Annotated in this window: 25 protein-coding genes and 2 pseudogenes; 16 read left to right on the forward strand and 11 right to left on the reverse strand. The window is 41.2% G+C overall.

The genetic code is table 11. The features are described 5' to 3' along the window. Positions 1-5 precede the first annotated feature (5 nt). The 4 genes from QFZ87_RS06925 to QFZ87_RS06940 are packed head-to-tail and all read right to left on the reverse strand — an operon-like array spanning position 6 to position 3306. Complete coding sequence (locus QFZ87_RS06925) at positions 6-749, reverse strand: ABC transporter ATP-binding protein (RefSeq protein WP_309859492.1); 744 nt, start codon at positions 747-749, stop codon at positions 6-8. Beyond that, positions 746-1444: an ABC transporter permease gene (locus tag QFZ87_RS06930; RefSeq protein ID WP_309859494.1), complete on the reverse strand. Its 699-nt coding sequence runs from the start codon at positions 1442-1444 to the stop codon at positions 746-748. The genes QFZ87_RS06925 and QFZ87_RS06930 overlap by 4 nt, the downstream gene beginning before the upstream one ends. Positions 1445-1501: 57 nt before the next feature. After that, a complete protein-coding gene (locus QFZ87_RS06935; RefSeq protein ID WP_309859497.1) occupies positions 1502-2368 on the reverse strand; it encodes an ABC transporter substrate-binding protein in 867 nt (288 codons plus the stop codon). Then, on the reverse strand, positions 2362-3306 hold the full coding sequence (locus QFZ87_RS06940) for a helix-turn-helix transcriptional regulator (protein WP_309859501.1): 945 nt from the start codon (positions 3304-3306) through the stop codon (positions 2362-2364). Before QFZ87_RS06940 ends, QFZ87_RS06935 begins: the two co-directional genes overlap by 7 nt. Positions 3307-3560: 254 nt before the next feature. On the opposite strand from QFZ87_RS06940, the gene QFZ87_RS06945 reads away from it, so the two are divergent. Next, on the forward strand, positions 3561-4223 hold the full coding sequence (locus QFZ87_RS06945) for an FMN-dependent NADH-azoreductase (RefSeq protein ID WP_309859504.1): 663 nt from the start codon (positions 3561-3563) through the stop codon (positions 4221-4223). 182 nt (positions 4224-4405) lie between these two features. Here the strand turns inward: QFZ87_RS06945 and QFZ87_RS06950 are convergent, their stop codons facing one another. After that, complete coding sequence (locus QFZ87_RS06950; protein WP_309859507.1) at positions 4406-5188, reverse strand: undecaprenyl-diphosphate phosphatase; 783 nt, start codon at positions 5186-5188, stop codon at positions 4406-4408. Between the two features lie 204 nt (positions 5189-5392). Between QFZ87_RS06950 and QFZ87_RS06955 the strand changes: the two genes are divergently transcribed. Both QFZ87_RS06955 and QFZ87_RS06960 read left to right on the forward strand, forming a co-directional pair. Then, a complete protein-coding gene (locus tag QFZ87_RS06955; protein ID WP_309859510.1) occupies positions 5393-6157 on the forward strand; it encodes a DUF4931 domain-containing protein in 765 nt (254 codons plus the stop codon). A 107-nt stretch (positions 6158-6264) separates the two neighbouring features. Further along, a complete protein-coding gene (locus QFZ87_RS06960) occupies positions 6265-7434 on the forward strand; it encodes an FtsW/RodA/SpoVE family cell cycle protein (protein ID WP_309859513.1) in 1170 nt (389 codons plus the stop codon). A gap of 61 nt (positions 7435-7495) precedes the next feature. On the opposite strand, the gene QFZ87_RS06965 is transcribed toward QFZ87_RS06960, so the two are convergent. Beyond that, on the reverse strand, positions 7496-8464 hold the full coding sequence (locus QFZ87_RS06965; protein ID WP_396133956.1) for an ABC transporter substrate-binding protein: 969 nt from the start codon (positions 8462-8464) through the stop codon (positions 7496-7498). Between the two features lie 252 nt (positions 8465-8716). On the opposite strand from QFZ87_RS06965, the gene QFZ87_RS06970 reads away from it, so the two are divergent. The 5 genes from QFZ87_RS06970 to QFZ87_RS06990 are packed head-to-tail and all read left to right on the forward strand — an operon-like array spanning position 8717 to position 12623. Continuing rightward, complete coding sequence (locus tag QFZ87_RS06970) at positions 8717-9721, forward strand: FecCD family ABC transporter permease (RefSeq protein ID WP_309859519.1); 1005 nt, start codon at positions 8717-8719, stop codon at positions 9719-9721. Beyond that, positions 9718-10773 (forward strand): FecCD family ABC transporter permease, encoded by a 1056-nt coding sequence (locus QFZ87_RS06975; protein WP_309859522.1) that lies wholly within the window; start codon positions 9718-9720, stop codon positions 10771-10773. Before QFZ87_RS06970 ends, QFZ87_RS06975 begins: the two co-directional genes overlap by 4 nt. Positions 10774-10803: 30 nt before the next feature. Beyond that, positions 10804-11628, forward strand: coding sequence for an ABC transporter ATP-binding protein (locus tag QFZ87_RS06980; RefSeq protein ID WP_309859525.1), 825 nt, complete (start codon positions 10804-10806; stop codon positions 11626-11628). Further along, positions 11621-12415: a siderophore-iron reductase FhuF gene (gene fhuF, locus QFZ87_RS06985; protein ID WP_309859527.1), complete on the forward strand. Its 795-nt coding sequence runs from the start codon at positions 11621-11623 to the stop codon at positions 12413-12415. The genes QFZ87_RS06980 and fhuF overlap by 8 nt, the downstream gene beginning before the upstream one ends. Beyond that, positions 12375-12623 carry a DUF2573 family protein gene (locus QFZ87_RS06990; protein ID WP_309867686.1) on the forward strand — a complete coding sequence of 83 codons (249 nt, stop codon included), beginning with the start codon at positions 12375-12377 and terminating at the stop codon, positions 12621-12623. Before fhuF ends, QFZ87_RS06990 begins: the two co-directional genes overlap by 41 nt. Positions 12624-12664: 41 nt before the next feature. Here QFZ87_RS06990 and QFZ87_RS06995 read toward each other — a convergent pair whose 3' ends face one another. Genes QFZ87_RS06995 through QFZ87_RS07005 form a run of 3 tightly spaced genes read right to left on the reverse strand, consistent with a single transcriptional unit; the run spans position 12665 to position 13472 of the window. Further along, on the reverse strand, positions 12665-13015 hold the full coding sequence (locus QFZ87_RS06995) for a spore coat protein (protein WP_309859531.1): 351 nt from the start codon (positions 13013-13015) through the stop codon (positions 12665-12667). 16 nt (positions 13016-13031) lie between these two features. Further along, on the reverse strand, positions 13032-13310 hold the full coding sequence (locus tag QFZ87_RS07000) for a hypothetical protein (protein ID WP_308082613.1): 279 nt from the start codon (positions 13308-13310) through the stop codon (positions 13032-13034). 30 nt (positions 13311-13340) lie between these two features. Then, entirely contained in the window at positions 13341-13472 is a 132-nt protein-coding gene (locus QFZ87_RS07005) for a YuzL family protein (RefSeq protein ID WP_307285483.1), read from the reverse strand. A 208-nt stretch (positions 13473-13680) separates the two neighbouring features. On the opposite strand from QFZ87_RS07005, the gene QFZ87_RS07010 reads away from it, so the two are divergent. The 8 genes and pseudogenes from QFZ87_RS07010 (at position 13681) to QFZ87_RS07045 (ending at position 21366) form a co-directional block, all read left to right on the forward strand. Continuing rightward, positions 13681-16065 (forward strand): 3-hydroxyacyl-CoA dehydrogenase/enoyl-CoA hydratase family protein, encoded by a 2385-nt coding sequence (locus tag QFZ87_RS07010; protein WP_309859534.1) that lies wholly within the window; start codon positions 13681-13683, stop codon positions 16063-16065. A 39-nt stretch (positions 16066-16104) separates the two neighbouring features. Then, positions 16105-17281, forward strand: a pseudogene (locus tag QFZ87_RS07015) (acetyl-CoA C-acetyltransferase). Positions 17282-17345: 64 nt separating this feature from the next. Next, positions 17346-19130 (forward strand): acyl-CoA dehydrogenase family protein, encoded by a 1785-nt coding sequence (locus QFZ87_RS07020; protein WP_309859537.1) that lies wholly within the window; start codon positions 17346-17348, stop codon positions 19128-19130. A 200-nt stretch (positions 19131-19330) separates the two neighbouring features. Next, positions 19331-19687: an arsenate reductase family protein gene (locus tag QFZ87_RS07025; RefSeq protein WP_309859539.1), complete on the forward strand. Its 357-nt coding sequence runs from the start codon at positions 19331-19333 to the stop codon at positions 19685-19687. Positions 19688-19771: 84 nt separating this feature from the next. Continuing rightward, positions 19772-20157 (forward strand): annotated as a pseudogene (gcvH, locus tag QFZ87_RS07030) (glycine cleavage system protein GcvH). Positions 20158-20295: 138 nt separating this feature from the next. Continuing rightward, positions 20296-20535, forward strand: a complete 240-nt coding sequence (locus QFZ87_RS07035; RefSeq protein ID WP_309859542.1) for a YusG family protein — start codon at positions 20296-20298, stop codon at positions 20533-20535. A 147-nt stretch (positions 20536-20682) separates the two neighbouring features. Continuing rightward, a complete protein-coding gene (locus tag QFZ87_RS07040; protein WP_309859544.1) occupies positions 20683-21039 on the forward strand; it encodes a toprim domain-containing protein in 357 nt (118 codons plus the stop codon). 6 nt (positions 21040-21045) lie between these two features. Beyond that, positions 21046-21366 (forward strand): thioredoxin family protein, encoded by a 321-nt coding sequence (locus QFZ87_RS07045; protein WP_309859547.1) that lies wholly within the window; start codon positions 21046-21048, stop codon positions 21364-21366. A 20-nt stretch (positions 21367-21386) separates the two neighbouring features. Here the strand turns inward: QFZ87_RS07045 and QFZ87_RS07050 are convergent, their stop codons facing one another. Both QFZ87_RS07050 and glcD read right to left on the reverse strand, forming a co-directional pair. Further along, a complete protein-coding gene (locus QFZ87_RS07050; RefSeq protein WP_309859550.1) occupies positions 21387-22712 on the reverse strand; it encodes a (Fe-S)-binding protein in 1326 nt (441 codons plus the stop codon). Beyond that, on the reverse strand, positions 22709-24151 hold the full coding sequence (glcD, locus tag QFZ87_RS07055) for a glycolate oxidase subunit GlcD (protein ID WP_309859552.1): 1443 nt from the start codon (positions 24149-24151) through the stop codon (positions 22709-22711). The genes QFZ87_RS07050 and glcD overlap by 4 nt, the downstream gene beginning before the upstream one ends. Positions 24152-24216 lie beyond the last annotated feature (65 nt).

The raw sequence follows: 24216 nt of genomic DNA on the forward strand, positions 1-24216 counted from the left end.
GCCGTTTAACGTGCGACTGGGAAGAACTTTTTCCATTCATTTAGGAAAGGGGAGGTGGCTGCATTCGGCTGATCTAACACCCGGGAAGTTGGCCCCGTTTGCTTCACTTCTCCATTGACAATAATGGCGAGCTGGTTTGTGAGATAATGAATCTCCATCAAATCATGGCTGACAAACACAGCCGTCGTGTTCGCTTCCTCAATAATTCGCTTGAAATCTTCCATTAGCTTAATCTTAGTCGGGAAATCTAAAGCAGAAAAAGGCTCATCTAGAAACAGAATTTCTGGTTCCACAATCATTGCTCGTGCCAAATTGACCCTTTGTGCCTCACCACCGGATAAGTACAAGGCATTTTTCTTCGCTAGATGAGTGATGCCGAATACCTCCATCCAATGAGCCACTTTCTCCTTTATGATGCTTTTTGGAACCTTTCTTAAGGTTAACCCAATAGCAATGTTTTGAAAAACAGTTCCATCTAGAAGTAAGGTCTGTTGAAGAGCAATCGAGAATTTCCGTCGTAACTCTAGAGGGACATTTCCTTTTGGGATGGCCTGTCCACGATAAAGTATATCACCCCTTGTTTGCCTTTCAAGAAAAGCAAGCACCTTCAGCAGTGTACTTTTTCCTGCACCATTCGGCCCCATGATGCCAAGAAACTCTCCCTCATGAATATGGAAATCCGGAATCGTGAGAATTGTTCGATCATGCGCGTTAAAAGTGATATTCTTCAACTCAATTAGTGGGCTCATGAAAATCGCTTCCTTTGCTGTAAAAAGGTTAAGATGGCTGTGATTAATAGGGCTACGGTCAATAGGATAAATGAGAGTGCGAGGGCAATATCGAAATTACCTTTAGATACTTCCATCACAATCGTAGTAGTCAAAATTCGGGTGTCTCCTTGAATATTGCCGCCTACCATCATGGCAGCCCCAACCTCGGCAATGACCCGGCCAAACCCAGCCATGATTGCAGCTAGAATAGCAATCTTAGATTGTTTGACGAGAATGACTAATGTTTGCAGCTTCGTTGCTCCAAGGGCTTTGATTTGCAGGAGCATTTTATCATTAATTTGCTGAAAGGCGGAACAAATTAAGCTTGTAATAATGGGTAGGGAAACTAATACCTGTGCCATGACAATGGCTGTTGGACTATACAGCAGGGACCAGTCCCCTAATGGCCCGGAACGCCATAAAAACATGGTAATCCAAAGTCCCGCAACCACTGGGGGAAGCCCCATTCCCATATTAATAAAAAGCAGAAGGATTCTGCGGCCTCTGAATCTTGTTAGTCCAAGTAGGATACCCAAGGGAAGTCCAAGCAGGGTGCTTAATAGGATGGAAATTAAACAGACCTTTAGAGTCAGCCATGTAATTTCAAATACCTCTGGGTCTCCAGAGAAGATCATTTCAAATGCTTTTTTAAGTCCATCTAGTAAAAGTTCCATGCATTGCGGCCCTCCTGGTGAAAAATAGGCAGGAAGAGTCTTCCTGCCACTAATAATCTATTCAGTATATTTATAGAACAAAGATTGACCGTAGTCTTTCTTTCCGAAGTTTTCAATTACATCTTGGGTTTTTGGATCTACCATAAATTCTACGAATTTTTCCGCATCCTTGCTATTAATTTTATCATGCTTTTCAGGATTTACTTGCATGACATGATAAATGTTCATTAAATCCTTGCCGCCTTCAACAACAATTTTAAGAGTGTCTAAGTTTTTCTCTTGGGCAAGCCAAGTAGCACGGTCTGTTAGCACATAGCCTTTTTTCTCTGCCGCCACCTGTAACGTTTGACCCATACCTTGACCTGTTGAAACATACCAGTCACCTGCAGGCTTCATGTTCGCTAAAGTCCAGATGCCAAGTTCTTTTTTGTTTGTACCAGAGTCGTCCCCACGGGAAATAAAAGTAGCTTTCGCCTCTGCCAGCTTCTTGAACGCAGCAGTAACGTCATCACCGCTGACACCCGCTGGATTCTCTTTTGGACCAACAAGAATGAAGTCATTATACATAACTCGTTTGTAGTTAATGGCGTCACCAGCATCAACGACAGCTTTTTCAGCTACAGGGGCATGCACAAGAAGGGCATCTGCTTCTCCTTTTGTTCCCATCTCTAACGCTTGTCCTGTGCCAACGGCAACCGTTTTTACTTTTACATTATTTTGTTTTTCAAACATTGGGATGAGGACATCCAATAAACCGCTGTCCTGGGTACTTGTGGTTGTTGCAAGAATCATTTCTGTTGGTGTAGCTTTAGGTTCTGTCCTTTTGTCTTTAGCAGCTGCATCTTTCGTTTCAGAATTACCGCAAGCAGATAGTACTAAAAGCATGAAAGTAAATAAAACGGCAACATAGCGATTTTTTAACATGTGGTTTCCTCCGGTAAAGTAGTTTGATAGATTACTTTTCCTAAATCAACGATAGAATAACCTTCTAATTCAGTTAAACTATCTTTGAACTCAGGGGACTGTAGGTATTGTATTAACTCCGTCAAGCTTTGTTTGTTCTCATCCGTGAATCGGAACACAAGATCAAAATGTTCTTGGGCAACTGGAATAAAATCAAGGTCTAAATGACTGGCAGCGGACTGAATTCCAAAGGCAACATCTGCGATCCCTCTACTTATATAAGAAGCCGCCGATAGATGAGTCCACTCTTCATCGTTGTAACCATTAATTTTACTAGGATTAATTCCGTAGGTTGCTAGCTTAGAGTCTAGTAAAAATCGTGTCCCTGCTCCCTTTTGGCGGTTGATGAACTGGACATCTTTTCTTACAAGGTCAGGGAAATCAAGTACACTCTTTGGATTGCCCTTTGCAACGATGAAACCTTGCTGTCTTGCAGCCAATCGAAGGACTAGAATAGATTCATAGACAAAAAGCTGATGAATGAATGGCAGGTTATATTCTTGTGATGTCGGATCTAATAGATGAATGGCGGCGATATCACATTGACCGCGGTAAAGCATCATGAGCCCCTCTAGACTGCCTATGTAAGAAGGTTGAATTTGCACGTTTAATGCCATTACTGCTTGTTTTGCAAAATGCTCGACGAGAAAATCATGACTCCCTGATAATCGAATTGACAGTGCATGATTGCTGGCCGCGATTGTGGGGCTTGTTTGAACTTTCGTTGCAGGAGCTTTTGTATTCCCTTTGTACCTTTCTAGTTCGGCGTGCTCAATTCTCATTTTGTTTCCGATTTTAAATGCCTGCAACTCTCCTCTTTTAATTAACTCATAAACCGTATGTTTAGAGATTTGAAAGAGTTGGGCCACTTCATCAGGAGTATATGCCTTTTCTTCCACTGTTCACCATCCTTTTCCAATTCCAGGTTTACTTTATTAAAAGATTATCATAATAGATGTGATTTTTGTTAAGTTTTGTTAAGTTTTGTTAAGTTTTGTTTGGTTTCATGTAGAATTGTCACTGTTTGTTCAAAGGGGGCTGTAAATTTCACATAAATATCACAAACTTCACTTTTTGTTCAATGGTGAGCATGGAAGTTTGTTGTAGTATAGTAGTAGAAATAATAAATTGTGTGATAAGGGAAGGGATGTACATGTCTAAGCTTTTGTATATTACGGCTAATCCGAAAAACGATATAAAGCTTTCAAAAGGAATGCAGATTGGGGAAGTATTTTTAGAGGAGTTTAAAAAGGAACAGCCGGATGTTGAAATTGAACATATGCACTTATATAGCATGGATATCCCCCAGATTGACATGGATTTACTATATGCACGTGCAAAATTATCCTTTATGGGATATACAAAAGATCAGCTTACAGAAGAAGAGCTGACAAAAATCGAAAAAATGCATGCACTTGCTGACCGATTTATTGATGCGGACTATTATGTTTTTGTTACTCCAATATGGAATCTTGGTGCACCGGCAATTTTAAAATCCTTCATGGATTGTTTATTTATTGCAGGAAAAACATTTACCTACTCCGAGCACGGTGCAGAGGGCCTTCTTACCGGAAGAAAGGCTATACACATTCAAACACGCGGAGGCATTTATTCAACTGGAAAAATGGTGGATTTTGAAATGGGCGACCGTTATTTAAGCAAAGCCCTTGAATTCCTTGGCTTTGAATTGATGGAAACCGTTTTTGCAGAAGGAATGGATCATTTTCCAAAAATGGTCCCGGAAATTATGGCAAAAGCGAAAGAACAGGCTGCAGAGGCTGCTCGAGAAATGGCAAAACAGACTGAAACAGTATAAAAAAAGGCAGTTCGAGTCATCTCGAGCTGCCTTTTTGTGAGTTTAATCTATTCTATTTGCGATAAAAGGTGGTTTATTTGCGATAATCCTCCTTTTATTTGCGATAATCCTCCTTTTATTTGCGATAATCCATGATTTATTTGCGAAAACCGACCTTTTATTTGCGAAACCACTCCACCTGATTAAAACTTCCCTGTAAATTGGAAAAACAAGACGATGATTCCTAGTGCCCATACATAAATAGCAAACGGTTTTAATGAATTCTTTTTCAAATAACCAATCATCCATTTAACAGCAATATAGCCAAAAATGGCAGACGAGATAATCCCTACAAGCAAGGCAGACAAAGAGATTTCCTCACCCGCACCGCCCAATAAATCCTTCGTTTGCAGCACAATCGCGCCAGCAATAGCAGGGGTTGATAAGAGAAAGGAGAAATAGGCCGCTGTTTCTCGATCTAATTTCCGCCAGAGGGCTGCTACTATCGTCATACCTGAACGAGAGATGGCAGGCATAATGGCTACCGCCTGAAAAGTACCAATAATTAACGCATCTTTATAGCTAATATCGTCCATTTTTTTATATCCATTTTTTGCCGAATCAGCGAGCCACAGGAACAGTCCTGTAACGAGAAACTCCCAGCCAATCGTGACGCCCGTCTTGGAAATTTCATCAATGTAATCTTTTAAAGTAAGACCGAAAATAACCGCAGGGATCGTACCGACAATCAACAAAAAGGTTAACTTACTAAAGGGGTTTTTAATAATTTTAATAAATTCATCCTTATAAAAAACGAAAACAGCCAGTAAGGTACCAACATGGAGCATGGTATCGAGTAAAAGCCCCGCTTCCTGCAACCCAAATAAATTTCTTCCTAAATACAGATGACCTGTACTGCTAATGGGCAAAAATTCTGTAAAACCTTGGATAATTCCGAGAATAAGTGCTTCCAGTTTTGTTAACATAAGTCCCCTCTCATTTCTACATAATGATAAGCCTGTACATATAAAAGATATGCATAGAAAAGCGGCTTCATGAAATCCACCTTTATTTTAGGTTTATTTTACCAATTAGGTCAATGAAATTCTCCGACGTTCAAACAAAATAAGTGCAAATGAAGGGTCGACTCCCATAAAATAGAACTATAACCGTTCGAGAGGAGAAACGCTTTGGAACATACACATCTGCATTTTAATACTTCTATTGGAGTCAAAAAGCCAGAAAATATCCGGAACAAACAACAGGCCTGTCCTTTTTGCGAACGTGACCAACTGACGGACCTAATAGCGGTGGATGGACCCATCATTCTATTAAAAAATAAATACCCAGTTTTAGAAAATGCATATCAGACCGTTTTAATTGAAACGGACGATTGCCATGCAGAGCTGTCAACGTATTCAAAAGATCATTTGCATCGGTTAATAAAGTTCGGAATCAAGCATTGGCTCGAAATGGAGGAAACTGGCTGCTATCGTTCGGTGATATTTTTCAAAAATCATGGCCCGTTATCTGGAGGAACACTTGCCCATCCGCATATGCAAATCGTTGGCTTAAATGATATTGATTATAAAGAAAAAGTAACCCATGAAATGTTTGAAGGGCTTGTGATTGCAGAAGGGGAGGGCACTCGATTTACGCTTTCCACCAAACCACGAGTGGGATTTTATGAGTTTAATATCGAGATGAATGATTCCAGCTACCAGGAACTATTTTCGGAGTATCTGCAAATAGCGGTTCATTATATTCTGAATCATTTTCCATTCAAGGCAACGAGCTACAATGTGTTTTTTCATCATATTGATGATAAAATCTACGCCAAGGTTGTCTCACGTTTCGTAACCACTCCACTCTACATCGGCTACGGCCTTCCACAAGTCCCAAGCAACCTAGAATGGATGGCAAACGAAGTAAAGCGGATTTACTTTAATAGCTAGGACATTGGTAGTAAATAAAACCATTCACGGTTTAGAAGTTGTGATTTGTCCTCTTTAAAAATATAATGGAGGAATGGACAAGTTTTAATATAAGGTGGAGACCTAGTATGACTTCAAATAATAATACAACTTCTAAACTTGATTATAATCTCGTTTTTATACTGATATTACTTTTTCTAGCGAGCTGTTTAGCGATTTATAGCGCCCAGGCAAGCGGCCAATATAAGGAGAACTTCCTATTAAAGCAAATCGTTTGGTACGTCGTTGGTGGGGGGATTATTGCGAGTGTAATGACACTTGACTCGGATCAATTACGAAAGCTAACCTGGTATGCGTATGGATTCGGACTTTTCCTGCTGGCATTCCTGATTGTCGCACCACCAAGTATTGCACCGGTCATCAACGGAGCAAAAAACTGGTTTAAGGTTCCGGGATTGGGTACCATCCAGCCGTCAGAGTTTGTTAAAATTTTCATTATTTTAGCTCTTTCTCGGACGATTGAGGATCATCATCAGAAAAACCTAATCAAAACGATGCAATCCGATTTCTGGCTGTTAGTAAAGCTTGGAATGGTAACTATGGCACCGTTGATTCTAATCATTAAACAGGACTTAGGAACTTCTCTTGTTTTCTTAGCCATTTTGTTAGGGATGATTTTTATTTCAGGGATTTCCTGGAAGTTGTTAACGCCGTTATTTTCTGTCGGTATTGTACTAATTGGAACGATTTTTTACTTTGTTCTCTGGAATCCAGAACTACTTGAAAAATATCTTGGAATAAAGCAATACCAGTTTAATCGGATTTATTCCTGGCTTGATCCTTATAGCTATCAAGGCTCTGATGCGTATCAGTTGACCAAGTCTCTACTTGCTATTGGATCTGGACAGACTGGGGGCAAGGGAACAGGTAACCGTGAAGTGTATTTACCGGAAAGCCAAACTGATTTCATATTTAGTGTCGTCGGGGAGGAATATGGCTTCATTGGAGCGAGTGTGTTAATCAGTTTATTTTTCTTATTGATTTATCACATTACCAAGGTTGGAATGGAAACGAAGAATAACTTTTATACGTATATATGTGTAGGTGTAATCAGCATGATTACCTTCCACGTGTTTCAAAATATCGGAATGACCATTGGCGTTCTGCCAATTACCGGTATTCCATTGCCATTCATCAGCTATGGAGGAAGTGCCCTCATGGGGAATATGCTCGGACTGGGTCTAATCTTTTCCATACGCTACCATTATAAAAAATACATGTTTTCAACAACAGCATAAAACAGAAGAGAGCGGGGTCATGGCAACCCCGCTCTCTTCTATTTTTGTTACATATGTTATGTTATTTTTTAAGGAAGATTTTCTCCACATCATCAAGCATTAGATTGGCAGCAATGACACCACCAGCTGTATTCCAAATAGCATCGTTTACTTCGTGTACTTCCCCTTTTTTTGCTACCTCTAGGTTTTTGAATAATGGATCAGCAAGCCAGTCTTTTGCAAGCGTATTGCCTTTTCCATCCCCAGTATCATAAGTGAAATAGAAGAGAATGTCCCCGTCCATCGCTGGAATACGCTCTTTCGTTACATTCTTTTCAGCAAAATCATCCACGTTCTGGCTCTCAGGACGAGCAAATCCAAGGTCATTTAAGATAACACCTGAGAAGGTATCTTTATGGTAAATACGAACTTCTCCAGACATAAAACGAACCATAGAAACTTTCATATTCTTTTTGTCGCCAAGTTTTTCCTTGATGTCTGCAATTCGGCCATTGTATTTTTCTAAAACTTCATTCCCTTTATCTTCTTTATTAACAGCTTTCGCATAAAGAGAATAGTTCGCTTTCCAGTCGCCACGTAAAGTTTCGGCAAAAACAGTCGGAGCAATCGCACTTAATTGCTCATAAATTTTTTCTTGACGCATTTTATTACCAATAATTAAATCAGGCTTCAATGCAGCAATTGCCTCAACGTTAACTTCACTCTCAGTCCCCACGACTTTTGTGTCCTTTAACTGACCAGCGATATGCTCATACCAAGGGTCACCCGTCCAAGATTTAACCGCACCAACGGGAGTAACTCCCATAGATAAAAGTGCTTCTGTTCCTTCGTTTGTAAGTATAACTACGCGTTTTGGCGTACTCTTAATAGTGGTTGATCCCATTGCGTGTTCGACCGTATAGCTTTTTTCAGCAGCTGTCTTTGGTGCTTCTTTCTTTTCAGTTGTTTTGTCCTCTGCACCGCCACAAGCTGCAAGTAAGAAAATAGCCAGGATGGAGAAGATAGATAATAAAGATTTTGATTTTGTCATTTTCATATGTGTATGTATCCTCCTTGATAATTGTAAATGATAATCATTTTCAATGACATCTTTATCATAAAATGAACAAATGGAGGATGTCAACGATTTAATTGAAAATGATTTTCAAAATCATTTACGATTTTGTGAACAAACTTTAAAAGGTAAATGAAAATGATTTTCATAGTCATTGACAATCATTATCATTTAGAGATAGACTTAAATTAATTACTACTATAAACATGTTAGAAGGGTTTCAATCACATGCTGTTAAAAAGTACACCATTAAAATGGATGGGACTAATCACTGCTTTTTTGCTAATGCTGTTATTAATGTGTGCCAGTGTCATCTATGGTTATACAGACACCAGCTGGCGGACAGCAATCGAGTCCTATACGAATTATAATGGGTCAAACGAACATATTATTATTCAAACTGTTAGATTCCCAAGAGCATTAATTGCTTCCGCAGTGGGGGCAAGCCTTGCCATTGCTGGAGTGCTCATGCAAACATTAACCAAAAACCCATTGGCATCGCCAGGAATCTTTGGAATTAATGCGGGAGCAGGGTTTGCAGTTGTTGTGGCCATTACTTTATTTTCAGTAACAGATCTCCAAGCTTTCAACGGTCTCGCCTTCTTGGGTGCAGCTGTAGCCGCTGTCAGTGTATATGCCATCGGTTCCTTTGGCCGTGAAGGCTTGACACCAATGAAGCTTACTTTAGCTGGAGCGGCGATGTCGGCCATGTTCTCATCTTTTACACAAGGCTTGCTTGTTGTTGATGAAGCGGCATTGGAGCAGGTATTATTCTGGCTGGCAGGGTCTGTTCAAGGAAGAAAATTGGAGACCTTGTTTTCCGTCTTACCTTATATTGGGGTTGGCTGGGTAGGTGCCGTGCTTATTTCTGGAAAAATGAATATCTTGTCCATGGGGGAAGATGTGGCTAAAGGGCTTGGGCTAAACACAGGTCTAGTCAAACTAGCTATCGGCGTCATTGTGATCCTACTTGCGGGCGGTTCGGTGGCAGTCGCGGGTCCGATTGGGTTTGTAGGGATTGTGGTTCCTCATATTACAAGGTCCATTATTGGAATTGATCATCGTTGGGTGATTCCCTTATCAGGTATTTTAGGAGCCATCCTTTTATTAGCAGCAGATATTGCTGCAAGATATGTCTTAATGCCATCTGAAGTGCCTGCCGGTGTCATGACAGCGGTTATTGGGACTCCATTCTTTATTTTTATTGCAAGAAGGGGGTTCAACGGACGATGAGCAAATATAAAAATTTCCGCTTATTTAATGATAGAATTTCTTTTTTAATCGACAAGAAAGCAGCTACCACTTTTATCATTCTGCTGATTGCAGCCTTCATTGTCTTTGTTATTAGTACAGGGACGGGAGAAATGAAAATTAACCCATTCACGGTGGTACAAGTATTGTTCGGCGGCGGTCCTGAAATGGAAAAGCTTATTATTACCTCCTTTCGATTACCAAGAATCATTGTAGCCCTGATGGTTGGTATTTCATTAGCTGTTGCTGGTGGTATTTTACAAGGGATGATTCGAAATCCGCTGGCATCGCCTGATGTTCTTGGAATTACGGGGGGCGCGGCTGTTGCAGTGGTTGGGTTTTTAGCCTTTTTTAGCGATAAAAATAATGCCTTAACTGTCAGCATTGCTTGGCTTCCGTTAGCCGCCTTTTTAGGTGCTGGGATTGTTGCCTTTTTAGTGTACATCCTTGCTTGGAAAAATGGAGTATCACCTATACGTCTTGTTTTAATTGGAATTGGGATTTCCACTTTGATGCAGGCACTAACGACATTGATGATGATCATGGGGCCGATTTATCAGGCGAGCCAGGCAAACATATGGATTACGGGTACGGTTTACGGCTCTAACTGGAAAAATGTTGCTACCTTGGTTCCTTGGACGATTACGTTTCTCTTAATTGCTTTCTTTGCAGCGAGAACCATTAATATTCAAGAACTAGGCGATGAAGTGGCAACGGGGTTAGGGGGAAAAGTTCAAAAACAACGATTTTTATTATTGATGATTAGTACCGCTTTAATTGGTAGCTCGGTAGCTTTTGCTGGAGGAATTGGTTTTGTTGGCTTGATGGCACCGCATATGGCAAGGCGGTTAGTAGGCTCTTCATTTGGTGCGCTGCTTCCGGCTTCTGCACTAATTGGTGGCATTCTTGTTATGACAGCCGATTTGATTGGAAGAACCATGTTTTCACCTATGGAGGTTCCTGCGGGTGTATTTACAGCCGGTATCGGGGCACCGTATTTTATCTACTTACTTTTTAAAACAAGAAATGCATAATGGAAGACAAACGTTAACGAAGGAGCTGGCATGAGAATGAATGCGATTGAAACGAAGAATTTATCACTTTCATATGGAGAGACCCTCATTATTAATGAGTTGGATTTGAAAATTCCAAAGGGTGAGATCACCGTTTTTATTGGAGCAAACGGATGCGGGAAATCCACTCTTCTTCGTTCGATCGCCCGTCTCTTGAAGCCAACTTCTGGCGGAGTGTTGCTCGAAGGAAAAGCCATCGCAAAGCTTTCAACAAAGGAAATCGCCAAAAAGATGGCTATTTTACCGCAGTCCCCTTCAGCTCCAGAAGGGCTAACCGTACTTCAACTCGTTAAACAGGGGCGCTACCCTCATCAATCCTGGTTAAAACAATGGTCGGAGGAAGATGAAAAAAAGGTCAATGAAGCCTTAAAGGCAACCCGTTTAGAGGAGTTAAAAGAAAGAACAGTAGACTCACTTTCAGGCGGACAAAGACAGCGTGCCTGGATTGCCATGACCTTAGCTCAGGATACAGATGTCATTCTTTTAGACGAACCAACCACTTACTTGGATATGACACATCAAATCGAAATTCTCGATTTACTGTTTGAATTAAATGAAAAGAAAAAGCGGACCGTTGTGATGGTACTTCATGACCTTAACCTTGCCTGCCGTTATGCTCATAACGTGGTAGCTATTAAGGATAAAAAGGTGTATGCCCAGGGAAAGCCTGAGCATGTTATTAATTGTGGTCTTGTGAAAAATGTGTTTGGTATGGACTGTGAGGTCACGATGGATCCTTTATTCGGAACACCATTGTGCATTCCTTATGGCAGGGGAAGATGTATTATCGATAAGGCGGTGGCGATGAATGGATAAAGAGCTGACAGAAACTGAACTTCTTGTTTTGGAGAAATACAGGCTGGGCGGTAAAAGTGCAGATTATTTTCCTATTGCCTCTCTGCTTGATGAGTCATTCCTTAAAGACTTTCTTGAAAAGTTAGCTCTGACCATTGGTGCACCTTCCACAAAGGTTGCCGCATCCATTTTTATCAAAAGATATGCTTTTTTAGCGGTAACTGCCCTTTATAGTATGAGTGTTTGGAATAAAAAGTTGAATGTATCAATAGATAATGTATCAATGGAGTCTCCTAATCAGGGGATACCCTGGCTCCCGTCTTTTTCGTTGAAGGAGATGACTGCACAGGATTGGAATGGAGAGGGTCGCGCTCTATGGCGTGATAGTGTGTTGAAGGACCTTTTCGCCAACAACATTTATCCAATCATTATGACATTAGAAAAAGCTTTCGGTATATCTAAGTTGATTCTGTGGGAAAATATCGCTGTTTACTTGTTTTGGCTCTATGAAAAAGAATTGAAAGACAACGAGAATAGTAATGTAACAGACGACTTCCGTTATTTGTTACTAGAAGCAGAAGGTTCTTTATTCGGCCAATATAACTTAAATCCCCTGCAACGCTATTATGCTGAAAAGACGTATGTAGAAGAAATGGATGAAGAGATTCGTCTACGAAAAACGTGCTGTTACTCTTATCAGCTGCCAGCAGGAAAACGCTGTAAGGTATGCCCATGTACGCATGTAACTAAGGATGGAAGGTGTCATGATGGAGAAAGTATTTGTTCAGCAGTTCGAAGCTTTGCTTGAGAAGTACAGCGAGCTTTTGGTGGGAGAATCCAATGAGGAGACAAAGGAAAAGGTGAAGGCGTGGGCCTTGTATACGCATATTGCGAAGTCCATGCCTGCTTTAGCTAAGCATTGGAATGAACTCTACCCCGATGGGAAAGAAGAAATAAAACAGATTGTTGGCGAAATTAAGCAGATGAACGAAAAGCATCGGAAATCAGCTCAATAAGTACATAAAAAAACCCGGAGGCGACGCCTTCGGGTTTTTGCTTATTGCATTGTAGTATTGCCGCCGCCATGCTGTGGCAGTTGGTTGGTATAGCCTTGGAATTGCTGATACGATTGTTGGAGCTTTTGTTGGTCAGCAGCTTCAATGGCGTACCAGCCTTTTCTAAACATAAGGTCGTAAAGGTCGCGCTGACATTGTTGTGTTTCAGTAAAAATCTGCATAACATCCTGATACAAGCCTTCGTGGCTAGCTTCATGCAGTGCCATAGTGTAGGCCGTAGTCATGTATTTTTCCGTAGACAAGATATCATTAATAAAATCACGATCATTCATTTGTGGGGTCTTCGGCACCTGTGATTCAGGGTTTTGGATTTTTTGCTGGTTTTGGTTCATCAGTCTGTCCTCCTTCTTACTGCATGTTGTTAAGTGGTTGTTGCTGGCCTGAATGCATGCCTAGGTGGCCTAAAAGCTGTTGGTAGTGACGCTCATGCATTTGGCAAACCTTTTCTGCTTCCGCTTTAATCTCAGGGTCTTGGCACTGTCCGGCAAAGAAGTGTGCTTTCTTCGCAGAGAGTAAATTCCATGACATCATATCCGTTAAATAAAGAGCATCCTTCGTCGATACTACACCTGGAGGTTGTTGCATGGTCGCTTGTTGATTTTGCATGTTCATATTTTGTTGCTGCATAGAGAATCCTCCTATTTCTTTGGATTTTAATTACCTTTTGAACTGATTATTCTGGCTGTTTTTTTTGTCTAGGTGGGCTTCTTCATTTCCTGGCCCGCCATTCCCCTTGACACTAGCTGCACTAACTCCAGCTTTGGAAGGGTTCTTTTTCATTTTCGCCATCTTTATCACCTCAAGAATAGGATGCCCAGTGCTTAGAAATTATGTAAGTGGAGACAAATGTTCAAAAAAATTTCAAATTTCCGCTATTATTGATTGCACAAATTTTCGAAATATTTTATTATAAATAATAACAAAGCTCATTCAGAAATATTTTTTTTGACTAAAAAATGAATGAGTGTTCATTCAAAGTTTGAAGGGGGAGACAGTGTTGAACCAATTAATTAAGAAAGCAGCTGTCCTAGGATCAGGAGTAATGGGCTCAGGGATTGCAGCACATCTAGCGAATATCGGAATTCCTACACTATTATTGGATATCGTGCCACGTGAATTAACAAAAGAGGAAGAAGCTAAAGGACTTACATTACAAAATAAACAAGTTCGCAACCGAATCAGTGCGACCGCTATTCAAAAGCTACTAAAGCAAAAGCCGGCTCCACTGACCTCCAAGAAAAATCTTGCTCTCATTGAAGCAGGAAACCTTGAAGACGATTTAGTGAAATTGAAAGATGTCGACTGGGTCATAGAGGTAGTCGTTGAAAATTTAAAGGTTAAACAGCAGGTTTTTGAAAAAGTGGAACAATTCCGTAAACCTGGAAGTATCATTAGTTCGAATACATCAGGTATCTCTGTCGAGGCGATGGTTGAAGGCCGCTCAGAAGATTTCCAAAAGCATTTCTTAGGAACACATTTCTTTAATCCACCTCGTTATTTAAAGTTACTCGAAGTTATTCCAACTCAGTACACGGATCCAGCAATTCTTTCCTTTATGAAAACTTTTGGTGAGGATGTACTTGGAAAAGGCGTGGTAGTGGCAAAGGATACGCCTAACTTTATTGCAAACCGCATTGGTACGTACGGTCTTCTAGTTACGGTTCAAGAAATGTTGAAAGGCGGCTTAAGTGTTGGAGAAGTTGATTCCATCACAGGTCCGCTGATTGGTCGTGCGAAGAGTGCAACATTCCGTACCTTGGATGTAGTTGGATTAGATACCTTCTATCATGTTGCTAACAACGTCTATGAGAAAGTGGATGGCCATGAGAAAGAAGTGTTTGAAATTCCTGCTTTTCTTAAAGCGATGGTGGAAAAAGGTTGGCTGGGCAGCAAGTCCGGACAAGGATTTTTCCTGAAAAAAGGAAAAGAAATTCTTGAACTTGATCCAAGCACATTGGAATATGGCCCGCGTAAAAAGTTGACAACTCCATCTGTTGAATTGGCTAAACAGGAAAAAGGCTCAGGGAATAAATTGAAAGCGCTTGTTTACGCCAATGATAAGGCGGGGCAATTTTTATGGAATACGACCAAGCAATCGCTTGTTTACTCAGCGAAGCTATTAGGTGAAATTGCCGATGATATCGTAGCCATTGACCGTGCTATGAAATGGGGCTTTGGCTGGGATAAAGGACCGTTTGAGACATGGGATGCGATTGGTGTTGAAAAATCGGTTCAAAAGATGCAGGAAGAAGGAATGGAAGTACCTGCTTGGGTGACGGAAATGCTTGAAAAAGGCTTTACCTCCTTCTATATCGAGGAAAACGGTGAATCCTTCTTCTATCATAACGGTCAATATCGTTTAGTAGAATTTAATCCGAAGGTAATTGACCTTAAAAAGATTAAAAACCAAAAAGGTGTCATAAAGAAGAACAGTGGCGCGAGTCTAATTGACATTGGCGACGGTGTGGCACTCCTTGAGTTCCATTCACCGAATAATGCCATTGGTCTTGATATCGTTCAAATGATCAACTTTGCTGTGGATGAGGTGGAGAAGAATTATAGGGGCCTTGTCATAGGTAATCAAGGAAAGAACTTCTGTGTCGGTGCGAACCTCGCCATGATGCTGATGGAAGCACAGGATGACAATATCTATGAGCTTGATTTAGTGGTTCGTCATCTCCATAGCGCATTACTAAAAGTGAAATACAGCTCGAAGCCAGTGGTGGCAGCACCATTTGGTATGACACTTGGCGGCGGTGCAGAGGTTTGTCTGCCAACGGCACATATTCAAGCATCATCAGAAACCTATATGGGGCTTGTTGAAGTCGGTGTCGGCTTGCTTCCAGGCGGTGGCGGTAATAAAGAGCTTTACATTAAGCACTTAGAAAATCTTCCAAGCGGTGTTCCGTTTGATTTGCAAAACGTCGCTAACAAAGTGTTTGAAACGATTGCAATGGCTAAAGTATCTACATCTGCTGAAGAGACGCGCGAAACGAATTTCTTAGATGGATCTGATGGTATTAGCTTTAATGGCGATCACCTATTGTATGATGCAAAGCAAGCTGTTCTTGCCTTACATGAGCAAGGCTATAAGCCAAGAGTACGTAAAAAGGTTCCGGTAGTCGGTGAAACCGGTTATGCAACTCTTTTACTGGGTGCAGAAGCGATGCGCCTATCTGGCTATATCTCCGAGCATGATTTGAAAATTGCTAAGAAAGTTGCCTATGTAATCGCAGGTGGGAGAGTGCCATTTGGAACAGAAGTAGATGAGCAATACCTATTAGATTTAGAAAGAGAAGCATTCTTAAGTCTAATCGCAGAGCCAAAATCACAACAACGTATGCAGCACATGCTGGTTAAGGGTAAGCCGTTACGTAACTAATAATATTTTTCTAATTTGATAGAAAGCGAGGGAACTTGCATGAGAGAAGCGGTAATCGTGGCAGGAGCCAGAACCCCGGTAGGTAAGGCAAAGAAAGGAACGCTTGCCCATGTTCGACCTGATGATTTGGGAGCATTGGTGGTAAAAGAAACATTAAGACGTGCAGGAAACTATGAAGGAAATATTGATGATTTAATCATTGGCTGTGCCATGCCTGAAGCAGAACAAGGCAATAACATGGCTCGTAATATCGGGGCACTTGCAGGTCTTTCACATACGGTCCCTGCCATCACAATCAATCGCTTCTGTTCTTCAGGGCTACAAGCGGTTGCCTATGCAGCACAAGGAATTATGACGGGGCAAATTGACACAGCGATCGCAGGTGGAGCCGAATCAATGAGCATGATCCCCATGATGGGGCATGTGGTTCGGCCGAATATTAAACTAGCCGAAACGGCACCGCAATATTACATGGGAATGGGCCATACAGCTGAAGAGGTAGCAAAGAAATATGGCATCAGCCGTGAAGACCAAGATGCTTTTGCGGTAAGAAGTCATCAGAGGGCAGCCAAAGCGATTGCAGAAGGAAAATTTGTCGATGAAATCGTACCAGTTGATGTGACCATTCGTACTGTTGGACATGACAATAAACTAGTTGAAAAGAAAATCCAATTTTCACAAGATGAGGGCGTTCGTCCAGATACAAACTTAGAAACATTAGGTAAACTGCGTCCTGCCTTTTCTGTTACAGGAACTGTAACGGCAGGTAATGCTTCGCAAACAAGTGACGGAGCAGCTGCTTTAATGGTCATGGACCGTGAAAAAGCGGAAGCACTTGGTTTGAAGCCACTAGCAAAATTCAGATCGTTTGCAGTTGGAGGCGTGCCACCTGAAATTATGGGTGTCGGCCCAGTAGTCGCTATTCCAAAAGCAGTGAAGCTAGCTGGATTAGAATTATCTGATATAAACTTGTTTGAATTGAATGAAGCGTTTGCTTCACAGTCGCTTCAGGTAATTAGAGAATTAGGTCTTAACGAAGAAATATGTGAACGTAAATGGTGGTGCGATTGCCCTTGGACACCCACTAGGATGTACAGGTGCAAAACTAACACTCTCACTTATTCATGAATTAAAACGCAGGAACGAGCAATTCGGTGTAGTTACCATGTGCATCGGCGGCGGTATGGGTGCTGCCGGAGTATTTGAACTTTTGTAATCAAGATGGACCAGGGGTAAGCGGGACTTATCCCCTGGCTAATTAAAGATTAGGAGGAATAGAGATGGCAAATCAAACAGAAAAAATGATTAAAGGCGGAAGCTTTTTAATTGAGGATGTTTCTTATAATCAAGTATTTACACCGGAAGATTTTTCAGATGAGCACAAAATGATTGCGAAAACAGCAGAAGATTTTGTAGAGAACAAAGTACTTCCACAAATTGAACACTTAGAAAACCATGAGTTTGATCGTACGGTAAAGCTTCTAAAGGAAATGGGGGAACTTGGTCTTTTAGCAGCTGACGTACCAGAAGAATTTGATGGTCTAGGTCTAGATAAGATTACTTCTTCATTAATTACTGAAAAAATGTCAAAGGCTGGCGGTTTCTCCCTTTCATATGGTGCCCACGTTGGTATCGGGTCCTTGCCAATCGTATTATTCGGTAACGATGACCAAAAGGGCAGATATTTGCCTGGCCTTGCATCAGGTGAAAAGCTTGCTGCCTACGCATTAACAGAGCCAGGCTCAGGTTCTGATGCCCTTGGTGCTAAAACAACAGCGAGGCTTAATGCGGAAGGCACACACTATATCTTAAACGGTGAAAAGCAATGGATTACAAACGCAGGCTTTGCAGATGTATTCGTTGTGTATGCAAAGGTGGACGGCGAACACTTCACTGCATTCATCGTTGAAAGAAACTTCCCAGGCGTTTCAACCGGCGCTGAAGAGAAAAAAATGGGAATCAAGAGTTCGTCCACTCGTACCCTTATTTTAGAAGATGTTCCTGTACCAGTTGAAAACCTATTAGGTGAACTTGGTAAGGGCCACGTAATTGCCTTTAATATCTTAAATATCGGCCGCTATAAATTAGCTGTTGGCGGTGTAGGCGGATCGAAGAGTGCCTTTGAAATGACTGTAAAGTATGCAAATGGCCGCAAGCAGTTTAAAACGCCAATCGCTCAGTTTAATTTAACTAAAGAGAAATTTGGTACAATGGCATCCAAAATTTATGCAGCAGAAAGTGCGGTATACCGTACAATCGGCCTGTATGAGGATAACCAAGGTAAGTTGACTGACGAGGAAGCGAAAGACATTAAAAAGGTAGCCAATTCAATTGCAGAGTATGCGATTGAGTGTTCATTAAACAAGTTCTTTAACAGTGAAGTGTTAGATTATGTGGTAGATGAAGGCGTTCAAATTCATGGCGGATATGGTTTCATGCAGGAGTACCCAATTGAGAGAGCATACCGTGATTCTCGTATTAACCGTATTTTCGAAGGAACAAACGAAATCAACCGTTTATTAGTATTAGGCACATATTTGCGTAAAGCCATGAAGGGTGAGCTTCCATTATTCCAAAAAGCAATGGCTCTACAAGAAGAACTAATGATGCTTATGCCTGAGGAGCCAGGTGAAGAGCCGTTAGCACAAGAAAAATATTTAGTGAAAAACGCGAAGAAAATCGGCTTACTAGCTGCTGGTTTAGCCGCACAAAAATACGGCAAGGCAATTGAAAAAGAGCAAGAAATTTTCGTGAACATTGCCGATATTGTTTCTAATGCGTATGCTATGGAATCTGTCGTATTACGTACAGAAAAAGCAATCGCTAAAGATGGAGTGGAGAAGAGCAAACAAAAGCTTCTTTACACACAAATTTTCTGCCAAGAAGCATTTAATAAAATCGAAGCAGATGCGAAAGAAACATTGGTGGCTGTTGAACACGGTGATACTCTTCGCATGATGTTATCTTCGCTTCGCAAGTTTACTCGCCACACGCCAATTAACGTGATTGCGAAAAAGCGTGAAGCAGCAGATGCCCTAATCGAAGCAGAACGCTATATCGTTTAAAATGAAATCAAGGCTTCCTTTTTCTCAAGGGGGCCTTTTATTTTTTAAAATAATATTTGGATAAAGAAGGAGTATTTACGAAATTAGTCGAATTTTTATTTGGAACATATTTTTTGCATTAGGATTTTGAAAAACGTTATGATAATATTCAAATGACGTGATTATGTCATTGAATGAAGTGGGAAAAGGCGGTGAAACTTATGTCGATGACTTTTTACTGGTATCCAAAATGCGGCACATGTCGAAACGCAAAGAAATGGCTGGATGCCCATCAACTTTCCTATGAAGAAGTACATATAGTGGAACATCCCCCAGGTCGTGAGCAATTGCAGGATCTTTATCAAAAAAGCGGACTAGAACTTAAAAAATTCTTTAATACTAGCGGTATGAAATATCGTGAATTAGGTATAAAGGATAAAATGAAGTCAGCAACTGATGAAGAGCTGCTAGACCTACTTGCCTCTGATGGGATGCTAATCAAGCGGCCGATTTTAACGGATGGCGAACGAGTCACCGTAGGCTTTAAAGAAGAAGAGTATGAAAAAATGTGGCAATAAGCCTGCTCTTCCTTTCCTGACTCATGGTAATCGATTTTATTCGATGATAGATTTTTAGAAAAAACAATGGAGGGATTTAAGCGAATGAGTACACCAAAAGAGTTACGTTATTCAGAAGAACATGAATGGGTAAAAGTTGAAGGGGAAAAGGTGCGCGTTGGGATCACTGACTTTGCACAGCATGAATTAGGAGATATCGTATTCGTAGAACTACCTGAAGTTGGTACTGAAGTATCAGCTGACGAGCCATTCGGAAGCGTTGAATCTGTTAAAACAGTTTCTGAGCTATATGCTCCTGTAAGCGGAAAAGTGGTAGAGGTAAACGAGGACTTAAATGACAGTCCTGAATTTGTAAATGAATCCCCTTATGAAAAAGCATGGATGATTGTCATTGAGCTTTCTGACAACAGCGAAGTAGAAAACGGCTGATGACTGCTGAACAGTACGAAGAAATGGTTAAAGAAGACTAATCATCATTAGAAAAGCACCTTTTTTAGGGTGCTTTTTCTGTTAAAAATTAAGGTCTTCCTCTTTTAATAATAATTTCCACGATTTCTTCTACTAAAATGGGGAAACTAATCGTAAATATATTAAAAGAGGGTGGATATATGTCATTGAAACAACAAAAAGTAGATGTTACCGATCGGGTAGTAGGGAAAATTAATAATGGTGAGATTGAATTGTTCTTAGAATCATCCTCGATTGGAAAAATTAAACTGCCTGAGAATATGCAGTATGAGCTAGAGCATCACTTTGAGGCTGACCAACAAAAGATATATCAGCATGTTACGGTTACCGATCAACCGGGTGCCAAATATACCGATTGTGATGAAGGTGGATGGTGTTAACTCCAACGTTGTAGCCGTCGTGAGTATGAGCAAATACCTATTTTTAAGAAGACAATAATGATATAGTTAACATACTAAGAAGAAGACACACGTAATCAAAATTTTAGAATATGTTAACATAAACAACTTCTAATACAGGTGATGGATATGAATGATTCGTATGTTGACAAAGTTCTTATTGTCGAAGGAAAGTCAGATAAAAATAAGGTAAAAAGTATTGTAAAGGAACCGGTTGAAATCATTTGTACGAATGGAACCATCAGTGTTTCGAAGCTCGATGAATTAATTGAGTTTCTTGAAGATAAGGATGTCTACATTCTTGTTGATGCAGATAAAGCAGGTGAAAAGCTTCGAAAGCAATTTAAGCGGGAGTTTCCACATGCTGAGCATTTATATATCGATCGGATGTATCGCGAGGTCGCAACGGCACCAGTACAGCATTTGGCGACTGTTCTCTTAGGAGCGAACATCGATGTGCATACTGAGTTTTTAGAAATGGGATAATAAGTAATGAAGGAATGGAATCAAAATAATTTCACTGACTTCCTTGAAAGGAAGTCAACTGGACTCGTATATTTTTACACACCTCTCTGCGGTACGTGCCAAATGGCATCAAAAATGCTGCAGGTGATAGAGCAACTAGTAGAAATAGAGATGGGAAAAATGAACTTAAATTTTTATCCTGAATTGGCAATGGACCTAGAGATTGAAAGTGTACCCTGCCTGATATTTGTTAGAGACGGCTTGATAACAGAAACACTGTATGCTTTTCATTCTGTCCCGTTTTTATTGGAAAAAATCAAATTATATGTAAATGAAGCAGATGCGTAGTGCATCTGCTTCATTTGTTCTTATACTTTTACTGCTTCAAGAAGGAGATCGACAATATGGACGCCTCTCATTTTTGAACTCAAACCTTCACGCTCGATTCCGAGCTTCATCTGTAGCAGGCAACCAGGATTTGCAGTAACAATGGTCGTAGCCTGAGCGGATTTTGTCTGCTCCATTTTATAATCAAGCATCTTCATCGACATTTCCGATTCAATAATATTGTAGATTCCCGCAGATCCGCAGCAACGGTCTGCATCATTCATTTCCCTGTATTCTGTTCCCTTGATTGACTGGAGCAGCAGCCTTGGAGCAGAGGCCGTTTTCATGACATTCCGAAGGTGGCAGGAATCCTGATACGTTATTACCTGATGTGGGAGCTCAAGCTCAACTTTTTCATGGAAACCAACCGCAACGAGAATTTCAGAAATATCTTTAATTTTATTCTTAAAAGCAGAGGCACGGTCTTTCCATACCGGGTCGTCCTTCAGCAAATGGTCATAATCAATTAAAAAGGCGCCACAGCCCCCGGCATTTGTAATAATGTAATCAACATTTAAGTCTTCAAATGCGTTAATATTCTTTTTGGCGAGTGCTTTCGCATCTTCCTTTTCACCGCTGTGTCCATGAAGAGCGCCGCAACAGGCTTGGTCTTTCGGAATCACAATTTCACACCCTGCAAGCTGAAGGAGCCTCATCGTTGCATTATTCGTTTCTAGGAACATTGTATCCATCAGGCAACCGCTAAAAAAGGCAACTCTGTTCGTTTTTGTTCCTATAGGCTCCAAATGTTCGGGACGGTTTTTCATTTCTTTCATTGTAGGTACTTTAGGCAAAACCTTCTCCATTGTGGCGAGAGAATCCGGCAACAGCTTCATCATACCGGTATTTCTCGCAAAAGTCTGAAGGCCTGAACGCTGGTAAAAACCAATAAGTCCTGTTAGATTCCTCATTCTGTTTTGGTGCGGAAACAAGCCCTTGAACACTGCATTCCTTACCACTCTTACTGGCATCGAGAATTTTTTGTTCTGGTTGACAATATCCCGCGCATCCTCTAGAAGGTGGCCATAATTTACGCCAGATGGACAGACCGGCTCACATGCACGGCAGCCTAGACAGAGGTCAAGTGACCTTTCAAAATCTTCATCCGGTTCAATAAGGCCATCTACCACTGCTTTCATTAAGGCAATACGGCCTCTTGGAGAATGTGTTTCTTTATATCCTGATTCAATATAAGTTGGGCAAGTTGGGAGGCAAAATCCGCATCTCATGCAATTCAGGAGCTCATCTTCGTTCATCCGCTCCTTGAATTGCTGCTGAATTATCTCCTTTTCTTTCACTGTTGTCATTTCATTACCACCACTCGTTTCCTGCTGTCTTCCATGAATACCTTCCCTGGGTTCATGATATTATTGGGGTCCAAAGCATCTTTTACAGACTTCATCGCTGAAATACCAGCTTTTCCAAGCTTTAACTCAAGGTAAGGGGCTTTCATAATACCTACGCCATGTTCTCCTGTTATGGTGCCGCCAAGTTCAATTGCTTTCTCAAATATCTCCGCAAATGCCTTTTCAACACGTTCCATTTCTTCATGGTTACGTGCATCTGTAGGACATGTGGGGTGAAGATTCCCGTCCCCTGCATGGCCGAACGTACAAATGTCCAAATTATATTTCACGGCAATCTGGTTAATTGCTTTCACCATTTTCGCGATTTCAGACCTTGGCACGGTAGCATCCTCAAGTATGGTTGTCGGCTTCAAACGTGCAAGTGCAGAAAGTGCGGTCCTGCGAGCGGTTCTTAAGGCATCTGCTTCTTGTTCAGTCTTAGCAATTTGGACAGACACAGCGCTCTCCTGCTTGCAGATTTCAGACATCTTCGCAATGTCGCGTTCTACCACTTCGGGAGGGCCATCCTGTTCAATCAAAAGGACAGCTTCTACATTTGTCGGCAGGCCTACCCGCGCATAATCTTCAACCACTTTTAATGTCGGCTGGTCTAGAAACTCCAGCGTCGCCGGAATAATCTTGTTGGCAATTATTTTAGACACAGATTTTGCAGCAGCCTCCATGTCCTGGTATAAAGCGAGCATTGTTTTTTTCGTTTCCGGAATCGGAATAAGCTTTAACGTAGCCTCAGTTATAATGCCTAGGGTTCCTTCGGAGCCGACATACAGTCGTGTAAAGTCGTAGCCGGCGACATCCTTAGCCAGCTTTCCTCCAGTACGGATAATTTCGCCATTCGGCAGTACAATTTCAAGGGCAATGACATAATCCCTAGTCACTCCGTACTTTAGGCCGCGGAGCCCGCCTGAATTTTCATTGATTGTTCCGCCAATCGTGGCTATTTTCATTGAACCTGGATCAGGCGGATAGAAGAGCCCCTTGGCTTCTACGGCTTTAATTACTTCATAGGCAATCACCCCTGGCTGTACAGTGGCTGTTAGATTTTCTTCATCTATTTCAAGGATCTTATTCATGTGTTTAAAAAGCATGACGATTCCTCCCATTATTGGGCAGGTTCCCCCGCAAAGGTTTGTGCCGGAACCGCGCGGAACAATAGGGATTTTATATTCATTACAAATTTTGACCACTTCAGATACCTCTGCTGTATTCCTCGGACTTACTACAGCATCGGGTAGCGCCTGGAAATTTGGAGTAGAATCGTAGGAATAGACAAGCCTTCCTGGCTTTGTGTCGTCGAAATTTTCTGCTGTTACGATACTAATAATCTTGTTTTTTACTTCTAATGATAGTGTGTTAGTTTCTTTCACTGTATTGGCTTTCATTTTTCTCCCCCGTTCTTGGATTCTAAAATTAACGGCCTCTGTCTGTGAAAAGACAGAAGCCTAGT

The organism is Bacillus sp. SLBN-46, from assembly GCF_031453555.1.
GTDB lineage: Bacteria > Bacillota > Bacilli > Bacillales > Cytobacillaceae > Neobacillus.

What these genes read in the sequence shown, in the direction of transcription:
- QFZ87_RS06925 (WP_309859492.1), bottom strand. Translation starts at nt 749, where the DNA reads ATGAGCCCACTAATTGAGTTGAAGAATATCACTTTTAACGCGCATGAT.
- QFZ87_RS06930 (WP_309859494.1), bottom strand. Translation starts at nt 1,444, where the DNA reads ATGGAACTTTTACTAGATGGACTTAAAAAAGCATTTGAAATGATCTTC.
- QFZ87_RS06935 (WP_309859497.1), bottom strand. Translation starts at nt 2,368, where the DNA reads ATGTTAAAAAATCGCTATGTTGCCGTTTTATTTACTTTCATGCTTTTA.
- QFZ87_RS06945 (WP_309859504.1), top strand. Translation starts at nt 3,561, where the DNA reads ATGTCTAAGCTTTTGTATATTACGGCTAATCCGAAAAACGATATAAAG.
- QFZ87_RS06950 (WP_309859507.1), bottom strand. Translation starts at nt 5,188, where the DNA reads ATGTTAACAAAACTGGAAGCACTTATTCTCGGAATTATCCAAGGTTTT.
- QFZ87_RS06960 (WP_309859513.1), top strand. Translation starts at nt 6,265, where the DNA reads ATGACTTCAAATAATAATACAACTTCTAAACTTGATTATAATCTCGTT.
- QFZ87_RS06965 (WP_396133956.1), bottom strand. Translation starts at nt 8,464, where the DNA reads ATGACAAAATCAAAATCTTTATTATCTATCTTCTCCATCCTGGCTATT.
- QFZ87_RS06970 (WP_309859519.1), top strand. Translation starts at nt 8,717, where the DNA reads ATGCTGTTAAAAAGTACACCATTAAAATGGATGGGACTAATCACTGCT.
- QFZ87_RS06975 (WP_309859522.1), top strand. Translation starts at nt 9,718, where the DNA reads ATGAGCAAATATAAAAATTTCCGCTTATTTAATGATAGAATTTCTTTT.
- QFZ87_RS06980 (WP_309859525.1), top strand. Translation starts at nt 10,804, where the DNA reads ATGAGAATGAATGCGATTGAAACGAAGAATTTATCACTTTCATATGGA.
- fhuF (WP_309859527.1), top strand. Translation starts at nt 11,621, where the DNA reads ATGGATAAAGAGCTGACAGAAACTGAACTTCTTGTTTTGGAGAAATAC.
- QFZ87_RS06990 (WP_309867686.1), top strand. Translation starts at nt 12,375, where the DNA reads ATGGAGAAAGTATTTGTTCAGCAGTTCGAAGCTTTGCTTGAGAAGTAC.
- QFZ87_RS06995 (WP_309859531.1), bottom strand. Translation starts at nt 13,015, where the DNA reads ATGAACCAAAACCAGCAAAAAATCCAAAACCCTGAATCACAGGTGCCG.
- QFZ87_RS07000 (WP_308082613.1), bottom strand. Translation starts at nt 13,310, where the DNA reads ATGCAGCAACAAAATATGAACATGCAAAATCAACAAGCGACCATGCAA.
- QFZ87_RS07005 (WP_307285483.1), bottom strand. Translation starts at nt 13,472, where the DNA reads ATGGCGAAAATGAAAAAGAACCCTTCCAAAGCTGGAGTTAGTGCAGCT.
- QFZ87_RS07020 (WP_309859537.1), top strand. Translation starts at nt 17,346, where the DNA reads ATGGCAAATCAAACAGAAAAAATGATTAAAGGCGGAAGCTTTTTAATT.
- QFZ87_RS07025 (WP_309859539.1), top strand. Translation starts at nt 19,331, where the DNA reads ATGTCGATGACTTTTTACTGGTATCCAAAATGCGGCACATGTCGAAAC.
- QFZ87_RS07035 (WP_309859542.1), top strand. Translation starts at nt 20,296, where the DNA reads ATGTCATTGAAACAACAAAAAGTAGATGTTACCGATCGGGTAGTAGGG.
- QFZ87_RS07040 (WP_309859544.1), top strand. Translation starts at nt 20,683, where the DNA reads ATGAATGATTCGTATGTTGACAAAGTTCTTATTGTCGAAGGAAAGTCA.
- QFZ87_RS07045 (WP_309859547.1), top strand. Translation starts at nt 21,046, where the DNA reads ATGAAGGAATGGAATCAAAATAATTTCACTGACTTCCTTGAAAGGAAG.
- QFZ87_RS07050 (WP_309859550.1), bottom strand. Translation starts at nt 22,712, where the DNA reads ATGACAACAGTGAAAGAAAAGGAGATAATTCAGCAGCAATTCAAGGAG.
- glcD (WP_309859552.1), bottom strand. Translation starts at nt 24,151, where the DNA reads ATGAAAGCCAATACAGTGAAAGAAACTAACACACTATCATTAGAAGTA.